Raw genomic sequence first — 22,228 nt, 5'->3', positions numbered from 1 at the left:
GATGAAGACCGGAGCCTGACGTGCAGCCCTATATTCTGGTGATGGAAGACGAGGACGCGCTGGCGACGCTGCTGTCCTACAATCTCGAAAAAGAGGGCTACAAGGTCGTCGTCGCCTCGGACGGCGAGGAAGGCATGCTCCAGGTCGACGAGCGCCTGCCCGATCTGGTCCTGCTCGACTGGATGCTGCCCAAGCTGTCGGGCATCGAAGTCTGCCGCCGCATCCGCGGCCGCTCCGAGACCCGCAACCTGCCGATCATCATGCTCACGGCGCGGGGCGAGGAAACCGACCGCGTCCGCGGCCTCGACACCGGCGCCGACGACTATCTGACCAAGCCCTTCTCGATGACCGAGCTGACGGCCCGCATCCGCGCCGTCCTGCGCCGCATCCGTCCGGGCCTGGCCGACGACCGCATCAACCACGGCGACATCGTCATCGACCGCGTCGCCCACCGCGTCCGCCGCGCCGGCCTCGAAATCCACCTCGGACCGACCGAATTCCGCCTGCTCGACCACTTCATGCAGCACCCTGGCCGGGTGTTCAGCCGCGAACAACTGCTGGACGCCGTCTGGGGCTCGGACGTCTACGTCGAGGCCCGCACCGTCGACGTCCACGTCGGCCGCCTCCGCAAGGCCCTGAACGTCGAAGGCACCGTCAACCCGATCCGCACCGTGCGTTCCGCCGGCTATTCGCTGGATCTGGGGGGCTGAACTTCAGCCTCAACGATTCCGCCGCGCCTTGATGCCCGACAGCGCCAGCGAAGTGTCCTGATCCACCGGCTCCGCCGAAAGCTGCTTGACCACGTCCAGCAGGAAGGTCCGGTGCCGCTTCCCGGCGTCGACGGGATCGACGCCCTTCTGCAACAGGCGCGGGTTGAACCGCTCCGCCTCATCTCGCAGCCGGGCGATGACGACGACAAGATGATCGGCGCCCTTGCGGATGCGCATCAGGTCAGAGTGGCGCCGCACCTCGGCCGGCGCTGCAGGGGCTCTTCCACGCCTTGGCCGATCTCGCTGCGCCAGGCCAGTGGACGAAGTCCCTGGCATACAGCCGGACGAAATTCTCTTCGACCATAGGAATCTCCAGGTCGATGGAGGGTTCATTGCATGGCCGCCGAGCGTCGGGCCTGCTCCTCGGTCGTGCGCCTGGCGTGGGCCTGATCGATGGCCTCGGCCTGCACCTCGTAGCGCAGGGTGTGTTCCGCCAAAGCGGCCCGCGCCGCCCGGTCCTTGTGCACGATCCCCCCGATCAGGGCGACGACCAGCACCAGCATCGGGACCAGAACCAGCCAGACGGCGATCGGACGCTGCAGCAGAGGCAGAACGCTCGCCTGATCGTGACGGGTCGTCATGACCACGTCCCCGCGCGCGGAGTCGAGCCGCCGACAGACGCCGGCTTGAGGTTCATGGGCGACATTGTCAGGCTTCCAGTGAAGAACGCCGGCGCGGAATCGTGCACGGTCGGCTTCGGGTCGGATCGCAGATGATCTCCGGCACGAAGCGAAGGAAACCAGAGCGTTAGCAGCAGGATGACGACGATCACCCTGCGCTCCAAGGGCGGCCAAAGCAAGGCGGATCCCCGTCTCCCGCCGACGGACAACCTTCACACCCGCGTTAGACCCGCTAGGGTCCCCGCACATTTCGTGGAGTTTGCCGATGCGTCGTCGCACCTTCCTGTCCTCCCTGCCCGCCGGGGCCCTGCTGGCCGGGAGCGGCATCGCTTCGGCCCAGACGCCGGGCCAGACGCCGCAGCAGGCTCCCGCCGGCGCCCCGCCCCGGCCCGCGCCGCGCCCTGATCCCTATGCCGGCATCGGCATGGGCGACCGCATCACCGGGCCGAAATTCGTTGGACGCTCGACCGTCTGGGGCGCCAACGGCGCCGCCGCCACGGCTCATCCGCGCGCCACCCTGATCGGCATCGACACCCTGCGGCGCGGCGGCTCGGCCGTCGACGCCGCCATCGCCATCAACGCCGCGCTCGGCTTCCTCGAGCCCGTCGCCAACGGCATCGGCGGCGACGCCTTCTGCATGCTTTGGGACCCGGCCCAGCGGAAGGTCGTCGGCTTCAACGGTTCGGGCAACAGCCCCCGTGGCCTGTCGCTGGAGACCGCCCGCACCAAGGCCAAGGCCGACGGCCACCTGCCCTCCTATGGCGCGGTCACGGTCAACGTTCCCGGCACGGTGGACGCCTGGTGGAGCGCCCACCAGCGCTATGGCAAGCTGCCGTGGAAGGACGTCCTGCTGCCCGTCGCCGAGCTGTGCGAGGAGGGCGTGCCGATGCCACAGGTCATCGCCTACTACCTCGAACGCAACATGGCGGGCTTCGACCGTTCGGCGCAGATCATCGAGGAGAACGACAACCGCAAGAAGGTCTACGCCCCCGGCGGCGCCACGCCCAAGGTCGGCCAGATGTTCGCCAACCCCGATCTGGGCCGCACCTATCGCCTGATCGCAGAGCACGGGCGCGACGCCTTCTATGACGGCCCCATCGCCGATGCGATCGCCGCCTATTTCCGTCGCATCGGCGGCTGGATGACCCGCGCCGACCTCGCCGCCCACCGCACCGAATGGGTCGAGCCGATCCGCACCGACTATCGCGGGGTTCAGGTCTACGGCCTCGGGCCGAATACGCAGGGCCTGTCGACCAACCAGATCCTCAACGTCTGCGAACAGTTCGACCTGAAGTCCATGGGCTTCCAGTCCGCCGCCTCGATCCACCATCAGGCCGAGGCCAAACGTCTGGCCTTCGAGGACCGGGCCAAATGGTTCGCCGACGACCGCTTCAGCCGCACCCCGGTCGAGTGGCTGAACTCCAAGGAGTACGCCCGCCAGCGCGCCGACCTGATCCGCCCCGACCGGGTCATGGATCGCGTCTTCCCCGGCGACGCCCCGACCCAAGGCGACACCACCTATTTCAGCGTCGCCGACAAGGACGGCATGATGGTCAGCTGGATCCAGTCCAACTACCGCGGCATGGGCTCCGGCCTCGTGGCGGATGACGGCGCGGGCAATACCCTGGGCTTCATGTTCCAGGATCGCGGCGAGCTGTTCGCCCTGACCGACGGCCACCCGAACGTCTACGCCCCCGGCAAGCGGCCCTTCCACACCATCATCCCGGGCTTCGCGGTCAAGGACGGCCGCCCGTGGATGGCCATGGGCGTCATGGGCGGCGGCATGCAGCCTCAGGGACAGGCCCAGATCATCATCAACATGGTCGACTACGGCCTCGACCCGCAGGAGGCCGGCGACGCCCCGCGCTGGCAGCACGAGGGCTCGTCCGAACCCACCGGCGAACGGGCGGAAGGCGTCGGCCTGCTCTATCTGGAGACCGGCGTCCCGGCGGCGTCCAAGGCCCAACTCGAGGCCATGGGCTGGGTCCTGCGCGGCCCCAACGGCGGCTTCGGCGGCTACCAGAACGTGGTCATGCAGCAGAATCCCGGCGGTCGCTGGACCTACGGCGCGGCCACCGAAATGCGCAAGGACGGCATCGCGCTGGCGTACTAGGGGCCGCCGCCTTACCGCGATTTCATCTTCCGCCGCGCATCCACGGCGCCGCTTCGCCGCCTCTCCCCCGAACAACGTCGGAGGGGGTGACACATGCCGGATGCGATCATGGTGCTGGGCGGATGGATCGGGGCGACCGCGGCCATGGGGCTGGTCGCGGCCGTCGCCTTGCGCGGCAAGGTGAAGTGGGGCTGGTTCCTCGGCGCCCTTGCGCTCATGGCCGCCTATGACGCCCTGCTGACGCGCGGCTACGGCCACATCCCCCTGCAGTTCTGGCCCTCGGACTGGAACTGGGAGGGCAAGGTCATGGCCCTGGCCCTGTCGCTGGTCGTCGCCCTGTTCTTCGGCGCCGAGCGCGTCGGCCTGACGCTGAAACAGGACCGCAAGGGGCTGAAGGGCGCCCTGATCCTGTCCGGCGCCCTGATCGCCCTCTTCCTCGGCCTGGCCCTCTGGTTCCCCGGTCAGGGGACCGACGCCGACACCCTCGCCTTCCAGCTGACCATGCCCGGGCTGGACGAGGAGCTCTTCTATCGCGGCGTCCTGCTGCTGATGCTGAACGAAGCCTTCGCCCGGCCCCTGCGCCTCCTCGGCGCCCCGATGGGTTGGGGCGCGCTGATCAGCTCGGTCGCCTTCGGCCTGGCCCATGCGCTGGGCTACAGCGACGGCGCCTTCACCTTCGACGCCATGACCATGGCCCTCACCGGAGGCCCCGCCCTGCTGCTGGTCTGGCTGCGCGAAAAGACCGGCAGCCTGCTGCTGCCGGTCCTCCTGCACAATTTCGCCAACGCCATCTTCCTGGTCGTCTGAGGTCGGTCAGGATCCCGTCGCCAATGCCCGGGCGATCAGGCGGTCCGCCGTCTCGCCGTCCGGTCCGAAGGCGCGGGCGGGCCAGTCGGGCGTCAACCGGTCCAGCGCCAGCATGACGCCCAGCCCCTCGTCCTGGCTCCAGAACCGGCGTCCGCCGCGCACGAAGGCCGTCGCCGCTTCCGGCGTCAGCGCCCCGCCGCGCGGGTCGACCAGCCAGGCCCAGGCCGCCCAGTTGCCCGACCCTTCCAGCGTCAGAAACACATCGTCCGCCGTCGCCAGCAGGGCGTCGTCGCCGACCAGCCATCGCGCGCGCCGGGCCGCCATCATTTCCGCCGCCCGCGCCAGCATACGGCGCGCCTCCGCCGCGTCCGGCGCCGTCGCCGCCGCATGGAACAGGTCCCGCTCCGCCTCGAAGGCGGTCACATAGTCGGCCTGATCGCGGAAGCGCGTCTGGACGATGTCGTCATCGATCTCGGGCGGCAGGCCCTGGGCGACCAAGGCATCGATCCGCCGGCCCAGCCCCTCGCCCTGCTGGGTGTGAGCGAACTCATGCATGAAGACGACCATGGCCAGCCGGCCCGGGTCGCGCGCCTCCGACGCATCCGCCCGCCAGATCGCCGGCAGGGCCATGACGAAATTCATCCCGCCGTCGTCAGTCGGAAAGGCGAAGGACAGTTTGCGCGCGGGGACCTCGCCCCCGCCCGGCAAGGCCACGGTCCCGTCATGCGCCTGGCCGGTCACCGCATAGGTGCGGCCGCCCACGGCGAAGTCGCCGCCCGCATCCGCCGTCAGGGTGAAGACACAGTCCTGATCGAATAGCACCAGTCTCGGCGTCACCGGCCGGGGCGTATGCAGCCGCTCCCGGTCCAGCCGATCCCAGGCCTCGAGAGCGCCGGCGGTCCAGCTTCGCGACTCGCCTTCAAGCCGACATCGCCCGCCGTCGTCGGCGACCAGCAGGCTGAGGGCGAGCGTCAGGGCGGTGATCATGCGCGCAGGATTGATCCTCCAGCGCCCATTGGCCAGTGAACTCGCGTTCAGGTTCGGACGTCAGTCCGCCGGGCTGATCGCCTCCGGCTCCAGCTCATAGACCGTCGCGCAATATTCGCAGGTCACGCGGATCTTGCCGTCGTCCTCGATCATCTCGGCTCGCTCGGCCGGGCTGAACGAGGTCAGCACGGCGCTGATCCGGTCCTTCGAACAGCGGCACTGGGCCGTCAGCGGACGCGCATCCTCCAGCCGCACCCCGTCCTCGTGAAACAGGCGGAACAGCAGGGTCTCCGGCGTGATCGTCGGGTCGATCAGCTCGTCGTCGGCCAGGGTCTGGAACAGGACCCGCGAGCGATCCCACACCTCCTCGGTCGAGCCGCGCGCGTCATCCGCCGCGATCAGCTGGATCAGCGCCCCACCGGCGCGCCATTGCGAGCCCTCGGCGGTCTCCACCGAGCCCACGGCCAGACGCACCTTGGTCGGGATCTGCTCTGACTGCTGGAAGTAATGCTCGGCGGCCAGCGACAGGCTCTCGCCCTCGATCGGGGTGATGCCCTGCGTCCGTTCGAAGTCCGGACCGCGATCCAGCGTCATCACGAACACGCCCTGGCCCAGCAGCGTCTTGGCGCCGGGACGCGCGAAGCCCTGCGACACCGCCGCGACCTCGTCCGGATCGAACCGGCAATAGCCGCGCAGATGACCCTCGGTGTCGTAGTCGGCCACGACATAGCGCACCGGCCCGTCGCCCTGGGCCTGCACGATCAGGCGGCCCTCGAACTTCAGCGTCGAGCCCAGGATGGCGGCCAGCACGCAGGCCTCGCCCAGCAGGGCCGCGACCGGCTCCGGATAGGCGTGGGCCGACAGAATGGCGTCGATGGTCTCGCCCAGACGCACCAGACGTCCCCGCACCGGCCAGCCCTCGATCTGGAAGGCGGCGGCGAGGTTGTCGGCCAAATCCTTGGGCGTCGCGGCATGGGTATGCGCGTGATCGGTCACGGGCGGTCCTCGGTCAGAAATACGAAGGCGGCTAGATAGGGGCCCGAAGGGGCAATGATAAGGCCCCCTCATCACCGCTCTGCATCACCCTTCTCCCTCAAGGGGAGAACGACGCCCAACACCCCACACCCCACACCCACGCCCTTGCCCTCCCCCGGCAGAACAGGCGTAAGATGCCCCATCGCTTTCCGGTCGGTGATTTCATGTCCAGAGCCCACCTCAAGCCCCTGAACAAGCAGGTGATCGTCATCACCGGCGCCACCTCGGGAATCGGTCTGGCGGTGGCGCGGCGCGCGGCCAAGGCCGGGGCGCACGTCTTCCTCATCGCCCGCGGCCAGAAGGACCTCCAGGCCCTCTGCGAGGAGCTTCAGGCCACCGGCGCCCGCGCCGCCTGGGCCGTGGCCGATGTCGCCGACCATGACGCCCTGATCGAGGCCGCCGACAAATGCCAGCGCCTGTTCGGCGGCTTCGACACCTGGATCAACAATGCCGGCGTCTCGATCTTCGGTCCGATCCGCGACACCACCCTGGCCGACCAGCGCCGTCTGTTCGAGACCAACTACTGGGGCGTGGTGAACGGCTCTCTCGTCGCCGCCGAGCGCCTGCGCGACCGTCCGTGGGGCGGGGCCATCATCAACGTCGGCTCCATCCTGTCTGACGCGCCCCTGCCGGTGCAGGGTGTCTATTCGGCCTCCAAGCACGCGGTGAAGGGCTTCACCAACGCCCTGCGCATGGAGATCATGCGCGACAACGCCCCGATCAGCCTGTCGCTGGTCAAGCCCGCCGCCCTCGACACCCCTTACAGCAAGCACGCCCGCAATCTGACCGGCTACGCCGTCCATAACCCCCAGCCGGTCTATGCGACGCGGGTGGCCGCGGACACCATCCTGTATTGCGCCGCCCATCCGATCCGCGAAATCACCGTCGGCGGCGGCGGGCGTCTGATCGCCAGCCTCTACAACGCCCTGCCCGGCGTGGCGGAACCTCTTCTGGCCAAGTTCGCTCCTTCACTGATGCGGGACAAGGGTTCCGCCTATGCGCCGGACGACGACGGGCTCTACGACCCGACCGAAGACGGCCTCGATGAAGAGGTTCACTATCCGATGGTTCGCCAGTTCTCCGCCCTCGCCGAAGTCCGCAAACACCCCGGCATCGCCACCGGCGTCGTCGCGGTGCTGGCCGGCGTCGGCCTCGCCACCCTGCTGTTGAACCAGCGCACCGGCCCCACCCGCTACCAGGCCCTGCGCGGTCGCCTCAACCCGCGCGGATGGGTTGATACTGACGGCCTGCGCGGCCGCTTCGAGGATCTCGCTGAAACCGTCCGCCACAGCCTCAGCGAGGCGGGCGAGCGCGCCCATGACCTCACCGACGACGCCCGCGATCGTGGCTCGCGCTGGTGGAAGAAGACCGAGAAATCCTCGCGCAAGGCCCTGAAGAAGCACGGCAAGGCGGCCCGCCGCTACGCCGAGGACGCCGGTGACTACGCCAGGACCCACGCCAAGGAGGGCGGCGCCCTCCTGGCCCTGGCCACCGTCGCCGCCGCCATCGGCGCCGCCGCCCTCGACGCCCGCCGCCCCGACAGCCGCCTTCGCAACATCGGACGGTTCTGAGGCGCCCAACTCCCCCCTACGTCCAATCTTGACGCATCGGGCTGTTAGACTGATCGCCGGTCGTTCCTCGCGGAGCGACCGGCGTTTTCGTTGGGGGCGATAGACGGGATAGACGGTTTAGACGGTGTATTTTGACCGTCTCTCCAAAGTGGACGATCTGCACCAATTACACTGTTCACACCCTGTTTTTCGCCAACAGCCCTCCCGTCCGTTGCTGCAACTGCGAAGGTGAGCCAAGGTCCTGACATGGCTGACGCGACCTATGTTTTCGACTTCGATTCGACCCTCGTCCGCGTGGAGACGCTCGAGGCCCTGGCCGACATCGCGCTGGAAGGCTCGCCGGACGCCGCCGCCGTCCGGGCCGAGATCGCCGCCCTGACCGATCAGGCCATGGCCGGAGACCTGCCGTTCGGCGAGGCCCTGCGTCGCCGTCTGGCCCTGCTGCCCCTCACACATGCCCATGTGCAGGCCCTGGCCGACCGCATCCTCGACGAGGGCACGCCCTCGGTCCGCAAGAACCTCGCCTTCTTCAAGGCCAACGCCCACCGCGTCGTCATCCTGTCCGGCGGCTTCCGCGAGATCATCGCCCCGGTCGCCGAACGCCTCGGCGTCGCCCCCGACCGGGTCCTGTGCAACGACCTGATCTATGACGCCGACGGCCGCGTCACCGGCGTCGACGACGCCAATCCCCTGTCGCACGAGGGCGGCAAGCCCGTGGTCATCAAGGCCCTGAACCTGCCCTCGCCCGTGGTCATGGTCGGCGACGGCTGGAACGACGCCGAGGTCAAGCTGGCCGGCGCCGCCGACCGCTTCTACGCCTTCACCGAGATCGTCCGCCGCCCCACCGTGGTCGCCGCCGCCGACGCCGAGGCCCATTCCATCGACGAACTGCTCCACGCCGAGGGCGAGACCGGTCGCTGGTCCTACCCTCGCAGCCGCATGCGCATCCTGCTGCTGGAGAACATCCACCCCGCCGCCGTCGAGCGGCTGGAGGACGCGGGCTACACCGTCGAGACCGCCAAGGGCGCGCTCGGCGAGGACGAGCTGATCGAGCGGATCAAGGGCGTCCACGTCCTCGGCATCCGTTCCAAGACCATGGTCACCGAGCGGGTTCTGGCCGCCGCCGACCGCCTGATGGCCGTCGCCGCCTTCTGCATCGGCACCAACCAGATCGACCTCGCCGCCGCCTCCGACCACGGCGTCGCCGTCTTCAACGCCCCCTACTCCAACACCCGTTCCGTCGTGGAGTTGGCCGTCGGCGTGATGATCAACCTGATGCGCGACGTGCCGGACAAGTCCGCCGCCATGCACCGGGGCGAATGGAACAAGTCGGCCACCGGCTCGCGCGAGCTGCGCGGCAAGACCCTCGGCATCGTCGGCTACGGCGCCATCGGCAGCCAGCTGTCGGTGCTGGCCGAGGGGCTGGGCATGCGGGTCATCTTCCACGACCTGACCGAGCGGCTGGCGCTGGGCAACGCCCGCCGCATGTCCTCGCTCGACGCCCTGCTGGCCGAAAGCGACGTGGTCACCCTCCATGTCGATGGACGCGGCGACAACGCCAATGTCATCGGCGCCGCCCAGTTCGCGAAGATGAAACCCGGCGCCCTGCTGCTGAACCTGTCGCGCGGCCACATCGTCGATGTCGGCGCGTTGGCGCAGGCGCTGGGCTCGGGCCGCATCGGCGGCGCGGCGGTGGACGTCTTCCCCGAGGAGCCCGCCACCAACGCCGACCCGTTCGACAGCCCCCTGCGGGGCCTGAAGAACGTCATCCTGACGCCCCACATCGGCGGCTCCACCGAAGAGGCCCAGGAAGCCATCGGCGAGTTCGCCGCCGAACGCCTGCTGGCCTACCTCAACCGGGGCGACACCACCTTCTGCGTCAACCTGCCGAATGTGCAGCTGGCCGAGGTCTCGGGCGCCCACCGCATCCTGCACATCCACCGGAATCAGCCGGGCGTGCTCGCCGACCTGAACCGCGCCGTCGCCGAGGCCGGTCTGAACATCCTCGGACAACATCTGAAGACGGACGAAAGGACCGGCTACGTCATCACCGACGTCGACCGGAACTATGATCCGGACGCGGTGCAAACCCTGCGGGGCGTGGCCGGGACGCTGCGTTTCCGCATGCTCTACTGAAAACAGAGGAGAAAGCTTCCCTCGGGGCATCTTGCGTACGCGCGAAACGAGCGCACAGTGCGGTTAACGGTCGCACCATGACGACCGATGGGAGGAACATCGATGTCTCGTTTTCTGCGTAACGCGGCCGCCGCTGCGTTGACGGTCGCCGCCATGGGGGCCATCGCCTCGACGGCCAGCGCCCAGACCTACAACCGCCTTGTCGTCTTCGGCGACAGCCTCAGCGACAACGGCAACCTCTACGCCGCCAGCGGGGGCGCCACCCCCACCTCGCCGCCCTACTTCCAGGGCCGCTTCTCCAACGGGCCGGTGTTCACCGAACTGCTGGGCTTCAACGCCGGTCGCTTCGCCGCCGGCGCACCGGTGACGGGCAGCATCAACTACGCCTTCGGGGGCGCCCGCACGGACACCGCGCTCAGCCCTCCGGGCATGCGCAACCAGCTGGCCGCCTACACCGGCGCGGGCGGCACCTTCGGGCGCAATGACCTCGTCAGCGTCCTGGGCGGCGCCAACAACATCTTCCAGGCCTTCCCGACCGCCGCCGCCTCGGCCAACCCGACCGGCGCCATGCAGACGGTCATCAACGCCGCCGCCACCGACGTGAACTTCATCGTCAACGACATCGCCACCCGCGGCGCCGGGACAATCCTCGTCTCCAACCTGCCGCGGCTGGGCATCACGCCCCAGTTCTCGGCCCTCGGCGCCAACGCCGCCGCCCTCGCCGACTTCTCGGGCCAGCAGTTCAACAGCGCCCTGCTCAGCCGGCTGATGACCACCGCGGCGGGCCAGCCGAACACCAACATCATCCTTATGGACCTGTACAAGATCAGCGACCCGCTCGCGGCCAACCCGGCCCGCTTCGGCCTGACCAACGTCACCCAGTCCTGCTTCAATGGGGTCACCGTCTGCTCCAACCCGGACGGCTATCTGTACTGGGACGGCGTCCACCCGACGGCGGCCGGTCACCGCATGATCGCCCAGCTGGCCAACGACTACCTCTACTATGGCGACCTCGGCGCCCAGGCGACGGTGCAGGGCGAAACCGCCTTCCGCCAGCGCGAGGACCTGCTCGACCTCGCCACCGAGACCTTCGCCGGGCGCGGTGCGTGGGAGCCCGGCACCCACATGACGTTCGGCGTCCTCGCCGACAGCGTCGAGAGTGACGCACGCGGCGCCGTCGCCTCGTCCAAGGCCACCGGCTGGGGCGGACGCGTCGGTCTGGATCACGTCATCTCGGACAGCCTGCGCTTCGGCGTCTCCGGGACCTTCCGCACCGCCGACGTCGAGGCGGGCGCCATGAAGCTCGACGTCCAGACCTACGCCGTCGACGCTTGGGTCGGCTGGCGTTCGGGCAACATGTTCCTCGGCGCCGCCGCCGGCGGCGGGGTCGACAAGTATGACGACATCACCCGCCAGACCGCGCTCGCCCCGGTCATCCACACCGGCGACACCAGCGGCGGCAGCATCGGCGCCCGGGTCCAGGGCGGTCTGTGGTTCGACATGGGCGGCATCGCCCTTTCGCCTCGCGCCGCCATCGCCTGGGGGACGACCGACGTCGACGGCTACAACGAGCAGGGCATCGCCGCCCAGTACGCCTATCAGGACCGCACCGTGCAATCGGCCAGCGCCGAAATCACCCTGCGGGCCGAGGGCGGCGGCGACGGCATGAACTTCTTCGTCGAGGGCGGCTACCGCGACAGCTTCGCCGACAGCAGCGACGGCGTTCGCGTCGGCATCCTGGGCAACCCGGCCCAGATCCTCGAGCGCGAGATCGAGGACCCGTTCGGCGGCTCCATCCTGGCATCGGCCGGGGTCGAGGCCGACATGGGCCCCGGCAAGCTGACCTTCGGTTACCGCGGCCGCTTCGGCGACCATGCCGACAGCCACGTGGGCGCGCTGACCTACAGCATCTCGCTGCAGTAGGGACTTCGCCAGACCGACTACCGGGGCGCGTGGCCTGCCAAGGCCGCGCGCCCCTTTTCGTTGCCGCCCTGCGACGTCCTGCCGCCCCCGGCGCCCCAAAGTCGCCCCGCCCTGCCCCTATCAGCCCGTCTTCCCGAGGCGCGGAGCCCGGTCGCGCCCTGGATGCGGCGCTGCCGCCGCGCCCTCACTCCCGCTCTCCCGAGCCGAAGACGGAGCCGACGCCGCCCATGCGACGCCTGTTGCCGACCGCCCGGTCGTTCCTCCTCCATTCCGGCCAGGCCGCCGTCCTCGGCGCCGTGGCCATCCTCGCCATGGCCGCCGCCCCGCTGACGCCCGCCGCCGCCACCGACGAAGGCTTCGCCGTGCCGGAAGCCCCGCCCGTCACCGCCGTGGCCACCGCCGCCGGTCCGGTCATGCGCATGATCACCTTCCAGGAGCCCGTGCGCGGCTACGGGGTCAACTCGGCCTTCGGCATGCGCCGCCTGCCCGGCAGCGCCGCCCGCCACCATGATGGCGTCGACATCGCCGCTCCCACCGGCACCGGCGTCCGCGTCGCCGCCGAGGGGCGCGTCCTGCGCACCGGCTACGACGCCGGCGGCTATGGCCGCTTCATCGAGGTCCAGCATCCCAACGGCATGAGCAGCCTCTACGGCCACCTCAGCCGCATCGACGTCGCCAGCGGCGACGCCGTGACCAGCGGCCAGCGCATCGGCCTTGTCGGCTCCACAGGCCGTTCGACCGGCCCCCACCTGCATTTCGAGGTCCGCCGCGGCGACCGGCAGGTCAATCCCGTAAAGGTTATGGGCCACGAGTTCGCGATGGCGGTCGCCGACGCGGGCTGATCCTTTCGGTTAGCGTACATATGCCCACGCTTTCTTCACCCCTTTCCGGGATAGTGCGGTTCGAAGGGGGGCGTCTTGGACCGCATACTGTATTGCATCGCATTCCAGCATGACTGGCGCTGGACGCTGGCCGCCGGTGTGATCTGCGTCTTTGGCGTGGGCACCGCGTACCAGTTGCTGGGCCGCGCCCGCGCCGCCATCGGCGCACGCCGTCGCAATACGATGCTTCTGGCCGCCTTCACCGGTGGTCTGGCGGTCTTCTCGACCCACTTCCTGGCCATGCAGGGCTACGACGCGGGCGCCGAGGTCCGCTACGCCGTCTGGTCGACCATCGCATCCTTCTTCATGGCCTTCGCCAGCATCGGCCTGGCCTCCATGACGGCCCTGTACCGCCCCTCGCCGGTCTATCGCGGCCTCGGCGCCGCCCTGGCCATCTCGGGCGTCGGCGCCATGCACTTCCTCGGCGTGGCGGCGATGGAGCTGCCGGGCCTGATCGTCTGGGACCCGAGGCTGGTCGCCCTGTCGGTGCTGACCGCTGTCCTGCTGGCCTCCCTGACGTCCGCCTTCCTCTACGGCCGCGCCGGCTGGCGCCGGTTCATCTCGGGCGCCTCGGGGGCTCTCGCGGTCGTCATCCTGCATTTCGGCGCCATGAGCGCGATGACGCTGGAGCCGCAAACCGCCGTCGAGAGCACCGTCTGGTCCCTGTCCGGCGGCGTGATGATCGCCGTCATTTCCGCCATGGTGCTGGGCATCAGCATCATCGCCGGCGCGGCCATCTGGATGTGGTGGCTGTCCCGCGCCAGCGCCCTGGGCCAGCTGCGTCAGGCCATCGAGGCCCTGCCCGACGGCCTGGCCTTCTACGACGCCGAAGACCGGCTGATGCTGTGGAACACCCGCTACGCCCTGGTGAATCCGGGCCTGGAGAGCACCCTGCAGAAGGGCATGACCTTCCGCGAGGTCATCCAGATCGGGCTGGACGGCGGCCTCTACGCCGACGCCATCGGCCGCGAGGAGGCGTGGATCAACGAGCGCATGGTCACCCGCGCCGCCCTGTCGACCACGATGGAGCAGCACATCAGCGGCGACCGCTGGCTGCGCGTCTCGGACCGCCGCACCGTGGCGGGCGGCATCGTCACCATTTGCACCGACATCACCGAGTTGAAGCATCAGGCCCGTGTGCTGGCCGAGGCCCGCGACGCCGCCGAGGCCGCCAACGGCGCCAAGAGCCAGTTCCTGGCCAATATGAGCCACGAGATCCGCACGCCCCTGAACGGCGTCATCGGCGTGGCCCAGGCTCTGGCCAACACCGACCTGTCGGGTCAGCAGAAGGAAATGCTGGACCTGATCCAGTCCTCCAGCCGCACCCTTCAGGTCCTGCTGAGCGACATCCTCGATCTGGCCCGCGTCGAATCCGGGCGTCTGGAGCTGAACGAGGAAGCCTTCGACCTGGGCCGCGCCGTCCGCGAAGCCGCCCAGTTGTACGAAACCTCGGCCCGCGAGAAGGGTCTGCAGTTCTTCGTCGAGATCGCCCCCGAGGTCGACCGCTGGATCCAGGGCGACGTCGTGCGCCTGAAGCAGATCCTGACCAACCTCGTCTCCAACTCGGTCAAGTTCACCGAGCAGGGCTTCGTCTGCCTGACCGCCCTGCCCGGCCCGATGCGCAAGGGTCAGCCGACCCTGCGATTCTCCATTGACGACACCGGCATCGGCTTCGACAGCGACACGCGCAACCGCCTGTTCAGCCGGTTCGAGCAGGCGGACGGCGGGATCACCCGCAAGTTCGGCGGTTCGGGGCTGGGTCTGTCCATCTCGCGTCAGCTCGCCGAGATGATGGGCGGGGAGCTGGACTGCGAGAGCGAGCCCGGCGGCGGCTCCTGCTTCATGCTGACCATCCCGCTGCACCTGGCCGAGGCGCCCGCCGCCGTTACCAGCGCGGACTCGGCCCTGGCCGCGGGCGACGACCGTCGCCTGCGCGTCCTGCTGGCCGACGACCATCCGGTGAACCGCAAGGTGGTGGAGATGATCCTGGCCCAGGCCGAGATCGACCTGACCTCGGTCGAGGACGGCGCCCTGGCCCTGAACGCCGTGCGCGACGGCGACTACGACCTGATCCTGATGGATATGCAGATGCCGGTCATGGACGGGCTGACCGCGACCCGCGAGATCCGGACGCACGAACTGGCCATGGGCCTGCAGCGCACGCCGATCGTAATGCTGACCGCCAACGCCCTGCCCGAGCACATCGCCTCTGCGGAGGCGGCGGGCGCCGACCGTCACCTGGCCAAGCCCTTCGACGCGGGCGAGCTGCTGGAGCTGGTCATTTCCCTGCCCCGCGCCGCTCAGGCCGCGATCGCCGCCTGATCCCAGACGGCGACCGCTTCCTTATCCTCCCGAGGGACTATTCGTAGCCGTGGGCGGCTTCGTTGATCACCTGTGACGGCATGGACGAGAAGTCGACGCTAACCGGCTGGGTCGCCTTGGCCCGGAACGTCTTGATTACATGCTCGAGCCGACGCCGGACCTCGCGCTCGGCCTCCGTCTGGCTGTCGAGGTTCAGCGGGGCCAGGCAGAAGTCGATGATGGCCGAGGTGGTTTGCAGCGGTTCCATTCTCACTCTCCTTGTCTATTCAGCCGCGACGAACTGCGCGGTTTCGGTGGAGTCCTTCAGGGCGGTGGTGGACGACTGGCCGTTCGAGATGACGGTCGCGACCTGATCGAAGTAGCCGGTGCCGACCTCGCGCTGGTGGCGGGTGGCGGTGTAACCTCGGGCCTCGTTGGCGAACTCGCGCTGTTGAAGCTCGGAATAGGCCGCCATGCCGCGATCGCGGTAGCCGTCGGCCAGCTCGAACATGCCGTTGTTCAGGCTGTGGAAGCCGGCCAGCGTCACGAACTGGAACTTGTAACCCATGGCCCCCAGCTCGCGCTGGAACTTGGCGATGGTGGCGTCGTCCAGCTTGGCCTTCCAATTGAAGGACGGCGAGCAGTTGTAGGCCATCAGCTTGCCGGGGTGCTCCTTCTGGATCGCCTCGGCGAATTTGCGGGCGTCGTCGAGGTCGGGGTGCGAGGTCTCCCACCACAGGACGTCGGCGATCCTGGCGTAGCTCAGGCCGCGCGCGATGCAGTGTTCCAGTCCAGTCCCTTCCTTCAGGCGGAAGAAGCCTTCCGGCGTGCGGTTGTCGCGGTCGATGAAGGGCTGGTCGCGCTCGTCGATGTCCGAGGTGATCAGTTGGGCGCTTTCGGCGTCCGTGCGGGCGACCGTGATGGTCGGCGTGCCCATGACGTCGGCGGCCAGACGGGCGGCGATCAGGTTGCGCTCATGCGCCTGGGTCGGGATCAGGACCTTGCCGCCCAGGTGGCCGCACTTCTTCTCGGAGGCCAGCTGGTCTTCGAAGTGGACGCCCGAGGCGCCCGCCTCGATGAAGGCCTTCATGATCTCGAAGCTGTTCAGCGGCCCGCCGAAGCCGGCCTCGGCGTCAGCGACGATGGGCACGAACCAGTCGCGCTTGGCGCCGCCCTCGGCGTGCTCGATCTGGTCGGCACGTTGCAGGGTGCGGTTGATGCGGCGACACAGCTCGGGCGCTGCGTTGGCCGGGTACAGCGACTGGTCCGGATACATGGCGCCGGCGGTGTTGGCGTCAGCGGCGACCTGCCAGCCCGACAGATAGATGGCCTTCAGGCCGGCGCGGACCATCTGCATGGCCTGGTTCCCGGTGACGGCGCCGAGGGCGTTGATGAACGGCTCGGTGTGCAGCAGTTCCCACAGCCGGTTGGCGCCGCGCTCGGCCAGCGTATGGGTGATCGGCACCGAACCGCGCAGACGCAGGACGTCTTCCGGGGTGTAGGGGCGCTCGATGCCGTCAAAGCGGCCTTTGGGCGACGGAACCAGATCGGCGAAGGTGGTCATGGCGGGTCTCTGTCCTGTGGGCCGTCGATGCGCGGCGGGTCACGGGAAGGAAACACGCCACAGTCACAAAAGACACAGATCGAGGCGGACCTATCGCGTCATTCAGTCACAACATGACACTTGCTGTTAAGTCATTTTGTGACATCGTGCAGTCATGGACACCGCCGACCGAAAGCTGTTCCTCGGCGGCCGCCTGAAGCGGCTGCGCAGGGATCTGGGCCTGACCCAGACGGCCATGGCCGGCGATCTGGGCGTGTCCCCCAGCTATCTGAACCATATCGAGCGCAACCAGCGGCCCGTCTCGGCCCAATTGCTGCTGCGTCTGGCCGAGACCTATGACGTGGACCTGCGGGCGCTGGGCCAGTCCGGCGGCCCGGCGTCAGAGGCCACCCTGTCCGAGGCCTTCGCCGATCCGGTGTTTCAGGGTCTGGCCGTGCCCCGGCACGAGATCGTCCAGTTGGCCGAGGACCAGCCCGCCGTCGCCGACGCCGTCCTGCGCCTGTATCGCGCCTTCAGCGACCGGCGCGCCCGTGAGCGGGCCGAGGCCGACATCGCGGGTGGCGGAGGCGACGAAACGCCCGCCGACCGCGTCCGCGACTTCGTGCAGGCGCGCCAGAACCACTTCCCCGAACTGGATGCGCTGGGCGAGCGACTGGCCGCCGAGCTGGAGACGGAAACGCCCGGCGAGACCTTCGAGACCCGCGCCCGCGCACGGCTGCAGGCCCGCCATGGGCTGACGGTCCGCACCCTGCCCGACGATGTGATGGTCGAGTGGACGCGCCGCTACGATCCGCATCGCAGGCGCCTGCACCTGTCCGAGACGCTGGGCCCCTCCTCCCGCGCCTTCGCCGTCGCCTTCCAGCTGGCCTTAGCCGAGCATGATACCGAACTGACCGCGCTGACGGCCTCAGCCGACATGCCGGACGATGCGACGCGACGTGTGCTGAAGGTCGCGCTGACCAATACGCTCGCGGCCGCCATTCTGATGCCCTACGGCGCCTTCCACGCGGCGGCCGAAGCCAACGGCTATGACCTGACGCGGCTGGAGGCCCGGTTCGGGGTCAGCTTCGAACAGGCGGCGCACCGGCTGACCACCCTGTCGCGCCCGACCGCACGGGGCGTGCCCTTCTTCCTGATGCGCGTCGATCAGGCGGGGAACATCTCCAAGCGCTTCGCCTCCGGCGCCTTTCCCTTCTCCCGCTTCGGCGGCGCCTGCCCGCGCTGGCGGCTGCACAGCGCCTTCCGCACGCCCGGCCGGATCGTCACCCAGATCATCGAGACGCCGGATGGTGGCCGCTGGTTCACCCTGGCCCGGACGGTCGAACGTCAGGGCCGCGACGCCTTCACCGAGGGCCACGACCTGGCCATCGGCCTGGGGTGCGAGCTGAAGCACGCCCGCCGCCTGATCCACGCCCGAGGGCTCGATCTGGCCGCGCCGGAGGTCACCCCCATCGGCCCCGCCTGTCGCCTGTGCCACCGCCATCCCTGCGCCGAACGCGCCGCCCCGCCGGTGGATCGGGCGCCGGCGGTGGACGACTGGTCGAAGTCGGTGAGTCCGTGGCCATTCGTGCAGGCCGCTCCACTTGAGGAGGCCCTCAGCGAGTTCCGGGGCCATGTCGAAGCAGGACTGCGCGGGCGCCGATAGGGGCCGCTCAGACCAGCTTTACCTTCCCGCCCTCCATCCGGTAGGCGACGCCCGTCCGGTCGAACAGGCGGGCGATCAGCTCCGCCGGGTTCTGCGCCCCCTCATCCAGCAGCGTGTCGATCTCGCGCCGGACGTCCGGATCACCGGTGACCTGAAGCAGGGCCTCCAGCCATTCGGCGCGGCTCAGCTTGCCGTCCTCGCGGTTGGCGTCGATCAACGGCTTGAGGAAGTCGAACCAGTCGCCGCCCGTGGCCCGCTTCTGCGCCGCTTCGGCGGCGAGGGCGAAGACGGCGCCGCAGGCGTAGTAGGCGCGGTGCTCGCTGCGCTGGTTGGCGGAGGCGACCGGTTTGACCGCCAAGGTCGTGCAGTCGTCCACCTCCTCCTGCAGGGCCGCCAAGACATCATAGGTAGGGCTCAGCACGGCCTGCGCCCGCATGGCCATCAGGTCCGCCCCGCCCTCGGTGATCCAGGCGTCGCGCGAGAACTCATAGGCCACCGTCTGGCCCAGCCAGAAATGCGCGCTCTCGTGGCCGATAAACCAGCGGGCATGGTCGCGCATCTCGGTGGACAGGGCGACGACATTGTCCCCCTCGAAGGCCATGATGATCAGGCCCGGCAGGACGCTGCCGCCCATGCTGCGCCGTTGGGGCGTCGGGCCGTTCCAGCTGACCATGATGGTCGGCTTGTCGGTCTGCCCTGGTCCCAGCCGCTCGGCGTAGTAGGCGGCGATGCGCGGGGCGAAGGTCTTGATCTCATCGCCCAGCCAGCTAGGCAGGCCCGGATCGATGACCGTCGCCAGACGCGGGCTGTCGACCAGCGCGGCCTGACCGAACAGCACATAGGTGTTGCTGCGCTCGGACACCGGCGCGGCCTGACGCTCGCCCTCCAACAGGACTGGACCGGCGGCGTCGCGCCAGGTGATGCGCGAGTTGTCGGCGTCGATATCGGCCTCGTTCAGGTCCATCGGCAGGGCCTCCGCCGCTTCGGGCGAGGCGATGGGGAAGACGGTGAAATGCCCAGCGTAGAGCGCCGCCGAACCGTCGGTGAACATCAGGGCCGGATCATAGTCGGCGTTCAGATCCTCAGCCTTGGGCGTCATGCGGATGCGCAGGTTGCGCGGGACCGGACCACCGTCGGCGACGCGCAGGATGTCGAAATGGCCGCGCCGTTCCAGGATGACGCCCGGCGTCTCGACCGCCCACTGCCCTTCCCGCCACGGCTTGCCCGTCTCGCGCGCCAGGGCCGAGCGCATGAAGACCCAGGTCGGCGAGTCGGACGGCAGGGTGAAGTCGGCGGTCCAGCGTTCGCCGTCACGGCTGACGGTCACCAGCGGAACCCGCTTTTCAGCCTCCACCGAAGCGGAGGCGGTGGCGCATCCGGTCAGCAGGGCGGCGGTCGCGCAGACGGCGAGAAGAACGGAACGCATGGAGGACTCCCCTGTACAGCCCGAAGCGTAGCCATGGGGCGTCGGAGGCGTCAGCTTAAGCTTTCGTCACGCTTGCGACCGCGCGAGGGCGCGGGAGGCGGCGGCCAGTTCCTCCGCCATGACGGTCTTCAGCCGCTCGGGCGCGACGATCTCGACCTGCTCACCCCAGGTGAACAGGTGCCAGGCCAGTTCACGCATGCCCGAGGCGCGGAAGCGGACCGTGACGCCGCCGTCGGCCAGATCCTCGACGGTCTGGGTCGGGTGCCAACGCCAGCCACGCGCCTCGGCGGCGCCGTCGGGCGTGATCCTCAGCTCCACATCCTCGATGGCGTCCTGATAGATGCCGAACGACTGGCCCGCGAAGACCTGCAGGTCGAAGCCGGCGGGCGGCACGGCCACGCCCGGCTCGGCCTTGACGGCGCTCATCCGGTCCAGACGGAAGGTCTTGATCGCCCCGCCCTCCGGCTCGGCGGCGACCAGATAGTTGGCGCGCCCGAACATCAGGCCGCAGGGCGTCATGACCCGACGCCGCGCCTCTGCCCCCGGGCGGCTGTAGATGAAGCCCAGCGGCTGACCCGCCAGCACCGCCTGACGCACCTCGGCCAGCACCAGTTCGTCGGCGGAGGCGCGCGGCCCTGCCTGCACGGCCAGGGTCTCGGCCCGGACCAGCGCCTCCAGATCGGGAGCCAGCCTATTCAGGGTGGTCGAGCGGACGGCCGACTTCAGCTTGCGCTCCAGCCCCTCCAGCGCCTCGGCCCGGGCCGGCTCCCCGGTCGCCCGCAGCCCCTGCGCCGCCCGGGTCAGCTCGATAAGCTCCTCGGCGGTCGGCGCCTGTTCGAAGGCCGACAGGCCGCCACGGATGCGCCAGCGCTTGAACGGCGGGTCGGACACCTCCTCCGCCTGCGGGAACAGGACCACGACCGCATCGCGGATGCGCTCGGCGGTGCGCCGGGCCGTGCCCGTCTCGCGCATCATGTCTTCCATGGTCAGGCCCTCGGCGCTGGCCGCCATGCGCCGCGCGAGATCCAGAACCAGAGCTGCCTTGTCAAATCTCATGCCCGGACCAGAGCATACGACCAAAAATGACGCAACGCTGTTTTAGAGTTCAATTCATCGACAGCGACACACGCTTCACGGAGTTCACAGATGGCCCGCTTCCAACCCGCCGCCCAGGTCGCCGCCAGCCGCTACCTGATCGTTCCCTGCGACACCGAAACCGGTCTGGCCGTGATCTGGGATCGTCTGGAGGAACAGGTGATCGACGTGATCGACGCCCGCCAGTCGGCCCGCTACGCCGATGAAGACGCCCTGTGGGACGAGGCCCGTCCGGCCTTCGATCCGGCCGCGGACTTCCGGATGGCGGCTTAAGCCGCTTTCGGCTTGGTCCAGCGGTCGATCATCCGCTGGGCCGGTTGCTCGACGAATTTGTGCGCCAGCACGGCCAGGACGACGATCAGGCCGAACAGGCCGACGCCGAACAGGTCGTTCAGCCAGACCGAGCCGAAGTCGATCCGACGCGCGGGCATCCAGTCCAGCTTGCGGGCGATGATGATGGTCACCACCAGGACGAACATGTGCACCATGTAGATGGCGAACGACCAGCGCCCGAGGGTGACCAGCGGCTTGGCGTCCAGCAGGCGCGACAGGGCCCCGTCCTCGCCCGCGAAGACCCAGACCGCCGCGACGAACAACAGGGTCACCAGAATGGTCGTCGCCCCGGTCGCATAGCCGATGAAGACGCAGACGCCGATCACGGCGGCGATCTCCAGCGCCGTCGCCGCATGCCCCTTCAGGCGCGGGATGCGGGTCCAGCAGCCCTGCAGCAGGCTGCCCAGGAAGAAGCCGTAGACCGCGCGCGGGAAGGCGAAGTCATAGGTGGTGTTCATATAGCCCTTCTGGGTCAGGACGATCACCGCCCCGACCACCGCCAGCGCCGCCCCGATCCAGCGCCACACCTTGGGCGTCGCTAGCAGCAGCAGGGCGAAGACCACATAGCAGCCGACCTCGACGCTAAGGGTCCACGACGGCCCGTTCCAGGTCAGGGACGGATGGATATTGTAGGCCTGGATCAGCAGCAGGTTGGAGAAGATCGCCTCCACCGACCGGTCGCGCGTGAACGGCGTCACGCTGTCGAAGTGGAACCACAGGCGGCAAAGCTCCAGCCCGATGTAGGCCGCCAGCACCAGCACGTGCAGCGGCCAGACCCGGCCCAGACGCCGCACCATGAACCGCCCCGCGTCGGTCGGCGTCTTCAGCCGCTGCGAATAGGCGTGGGCGATGACGAAGCCGGACAGGACGAAGAAGTAGTCGACGAACAGATAGCTGTGCTGGATCAGCCCCCAGTCCCGCCAGTGGCTGGCCACCGGCATGTGGAACATGACCACCAGGATGGCGCAGACCCCGCGCAGGGAATCCAGCGCCTCAAAGCGGCGATGAGCAGGATTCACGG

General features: G+C 69.0%; 19 protein-coding genes. 10 read left to right on the top strand and 9 right to left on the bottom strand.

The features are described from left to right. Positions 1-20 precede the first annotated feature (20 nt). Positions 21-710, top strand: coding sequence for a phosphate regulon transcriptional regulator PhoB (phoB, locus tag ACTIEF_RS16215; RefSeq protein ID WP_439473171.1), 690 nt, complete (start codon positions 21-23; stop codon positions 708-710). Positions 711-719: 9 nt separating this feature from the next. Here the strand turns inward: phoB and ACTIEF_RS16210 are convergent, their stop codons facing one another. Both ACTIEF_RS16210 and ACTIEF_RS16205 read right to left on the bottom strand, forming a co-directional pair. Then, positions 720-947 carry a hypothetical protein gene (locus ACTIEF_RS16210; protein ID WP_439473170.1) on the bottom strand — a complete coding sequence of 76 codons (228 nt, stop codon included), beginning with the start codon at positions 945-947 and terminating at the stop codon, positions 720-722. 152 nt (positions 948-1,099) lie between these two features. Beyond that, positions 1,100-1,351, bottom strand: a complete 252-nt coding sequence (locus ACTIEF_RS16205) for a hypothetical protein (protein ID WP_439473169.1) — start codon at positions 1,349-1,351, stop codon at positions 1,100-1,102. A 304-nt stretch (positions 1,352-1,655) separates the two neighbouring features. Between ACTIEF_RS16205 and ACTIEF_RS16200 the strand changes: the two genes are divergently transcribed. After that, on the top strand, positions 1,656-3,503 hold the full coding sequence (locus tag ACTIEF_RS16200) for a gamma-glutamyltransferase family protein (protein WP_439473168.1): 1,848 nt from the start codon (positions 1,656-1,658) through the stop codon (positions 3,501-3,503). 93 nt (positions 3,504-3,596) lie between these two features. After that, positions 3,597-4,310, top strand: a complete 714-nt coding sequence (locus tag ACTIEF_RS16195) for a CPBP family intramembrane glutamic endopeptidase, BDIM_20840 family (RefSeq protein WP_439473167.1) — start codon at positions 3,597-3,599, stop codon at positions 4,308-4,310. A 6-nt stretch (positions 4,311-4,316) separates the two neighbouring features. On the opposite strand, the gene ACTIEF_RS16190 is transcribed toward ACTIEF_RS16195, so the two are convergent. Together ACTIEF_RS16190 and ACTIEF_RS16185 are read right to left on the bottom strand one after the other, a co-directional pair. Further along, positions 4,317-5,297 (bottom strand): hypothetical protein, encoded by a 981-nt coding sequence (locus ACTIEF_RS16190; protein ID WP_439473166.1) that lies wholly within the window; start codon positions 5,295-5,297, stop codon positions 4,317-4,319. Positions 5,298-5,357: 60 nt separating this feature from the next. Then, positions 5,358-6,293, bottom strand: coding sequence for an Hsp33 family molecular chaperone (locus tag ACTIEF_RS16185; protein ID WP_439473165.1), 936 nt, complete (start codon positions 6,291-6,293; stop codon positions 5,358-5,360). Positions 6,294-6,496: 203 nt separating this feature from the next. On the opposite strand from ACTIEF_RS16185, the gene ACTIEF_RS16180 reads away from it, so the two are divergent. The 5 genes from ACTIEF_RS16180 (at position 6,497) to ACTIEF_RS16160 (ending at position 15,165) form a co-directional block, all read left to right on the top strand. Further along, positions 6,497-7,903, top strand: coding sequence for an SDR family oxidoreductase (locus ACTIEF_RS16180; protein WP_439473164.1), 1,407 nt, complete (start codon positions 6,497-6,499; stop codon positions 7,901-7,903). A 246-nt stretch (positions 7,904-8,149) separates the two neighbouring features. Beyond that, positions 8,150-10,039: a phosphoglycerate dehydrogenase gene (gene serA, locus ACTIEF_RS16175; protein WP_439473163.1), complete on the top strand. Its 1,890-nt coding sequence runs from the start codon at positions 8,150-8,152 to the stop codon at positions 10,037-10,039. Between the two features lie 102 nt (positions 10,040-10,141). Continuing rightward, positions 10,142-11,962 (top strand): autotransporter domain-containing protein, encoded by a 1,821-nt coding sequence (locus ACTIEF_RS16170; RefSeq protein ID WP_439473162.1) that lies wholly within the window; start codon positions 10,142-10,144, stop codon positions 11,960-11,962. A gap of 227 nt (positions 11,963-12,189) precedes the next feature. Next, positions 12,190-12,804, top strand: a complete 615-nt coding sequence (locus ACTIEF_RS16165; protein ID WP_439473161.1) for a M23 family metallopeptidase — start codon at positions 12,190-12,192, stop codon at positions 12,802-12,804. A 75-nt stretch (positions 12,805-12,879) separates the two neighbouring features. Then, positions 12,880-15,165: a response regulator gene (locus ACTIEF_RS16160; protein WP_439473160.1), complete on the top strand. Its 2,286-nt coding sequence runs from the start codon at positions 12,880-12,882 to the stop codon at positions 15,163-15,165. 37 nt (positions 15,166-15,202) lie between these two features. On the opposite strand, the gene ACTIEF_RS16155 is transcribed toward ACTIEF_RS16160, so the two are convergent. Together ACTIEF_RS16155 and aceA are read right to left on the bottom strand one after the other, a co-directional pair. Continuing rightward, a complete protein-coding gene (locus tag ACTIEF_RS16155) occupies positions 15,203-15,412 on the bottom strand; it encodes a hypothetical protein (protein ID WP_439473159.1) in 210 nt (69 codons plus the stop codon). A 15-nt stretch (positions 15,413-15,427) separates the two neighbouring features. After that, on the bottom strand, positions 15,428-16,708 hold the full coding sequence (gene aceA, locus ACTIEF_RS16150; RefSeq protein WP_439473158.1) for an isocitrate lyase: 1,281 nt from the start codon (positions 16,706-16,708) through the stop codon (positions 15,428-15,430). Positions 16,709-16,862: 154 nt separating this feature from the next. Here aceA and ACTIEF_RS16145 point away from each other — a divergent pair, with 154 nt between their 5' ends. Then, positions 16,863-18,353 carry a helix-turn-helix domain-containing protein gene (locus tag ACTIEF_RS16145; RefSeq protein ID WP_439473157.1) on the top strand — a complete coding sequence of 497 codons (1,491 nt, stop codon included), beginning with the start codon at positions 16,863-16,865 and terminating at the stop codon, positions 18,351-18,353. Positions 18,354-18,360: 7 nt separating this feature from the next. On the opposite strand, the gene ACTIEF_RS16140 is transcribed toward ACTIEF_RS16145, so the two are convergent. Together ACTIEF_RS16140 and ACTIEF_RS16135 are read right to left on the bottom strand one after the other, a co-directional pair. Next, complete coding sequence (locus tag ACTIEF_RS16140) at positions 18,361-19,779, bottom strand: hypothetical protein (RefSeq protein WP_439473156.1); 1,419 nt, start codon at positions 19,777-19,779, stop codon at positions 18,361-18,363. Between the two features lie 66 nt (positions 19,780-19,845). After that, positions 19,846-20,835, bottom strand: a complete 990-nt coding sequence (locus tag ACTIEF_RS16135; RefSeq protein ID WP_439473155.1) for a helix-turn-helix transcriptional regulator — start codon at positions 20,833-20,835, stop codon at positions 19,846-19,848. 90 nt (positions 20,836-20,925) lie between these two features. Between ACTIEF_RS16135 and ACTIEF_RS16130 the strand changes: the two genes are divergently transcribed. Continuing rightward, complete coding sequence (locus tag ACTIEF_RS16130; protein ID WP_439473154.1) at positions 20,926-21,147, top strand: hypothetical protein; 222 nt, start codon at positions 20,926-20,928, stop codon at positions 21,145-21,147. On the opposite strand, the gene ACTIEF_RS16125 is transcribed toward ACTIEF_RS16130, so the two are convergent. Further along, complete coding sequence (locus ACTIEF_RS16125) at positions 21,144-22,226, bottom strand: acyltransferase family protein (RefSeq protein WP_439473153.1); 1,083 nt, start codon at positions 22,224-22,226, stop codon at positions 21,144-21,146. The genes ACTIEF_RS16130 and ACTIEF_RS16125 overlap by 4 nt on opposite strands. Between the last annotated feature and the right edge of the window lie 2 nt (positions 22,227-22,228).

Source organism: Brevundimonas sp. (assembly GCF_051858995.1).
Classification (GTDB): Bacteria; Pseudomonadota; Alphaproteobacteria; order Caulobacterales; family Caulobacteraceae; genus Brevundimonas.
Note: the sequence above shows the minus strand (reverse complement) of the source record. Positions and strands in the feature narration are given on the sequence as shown.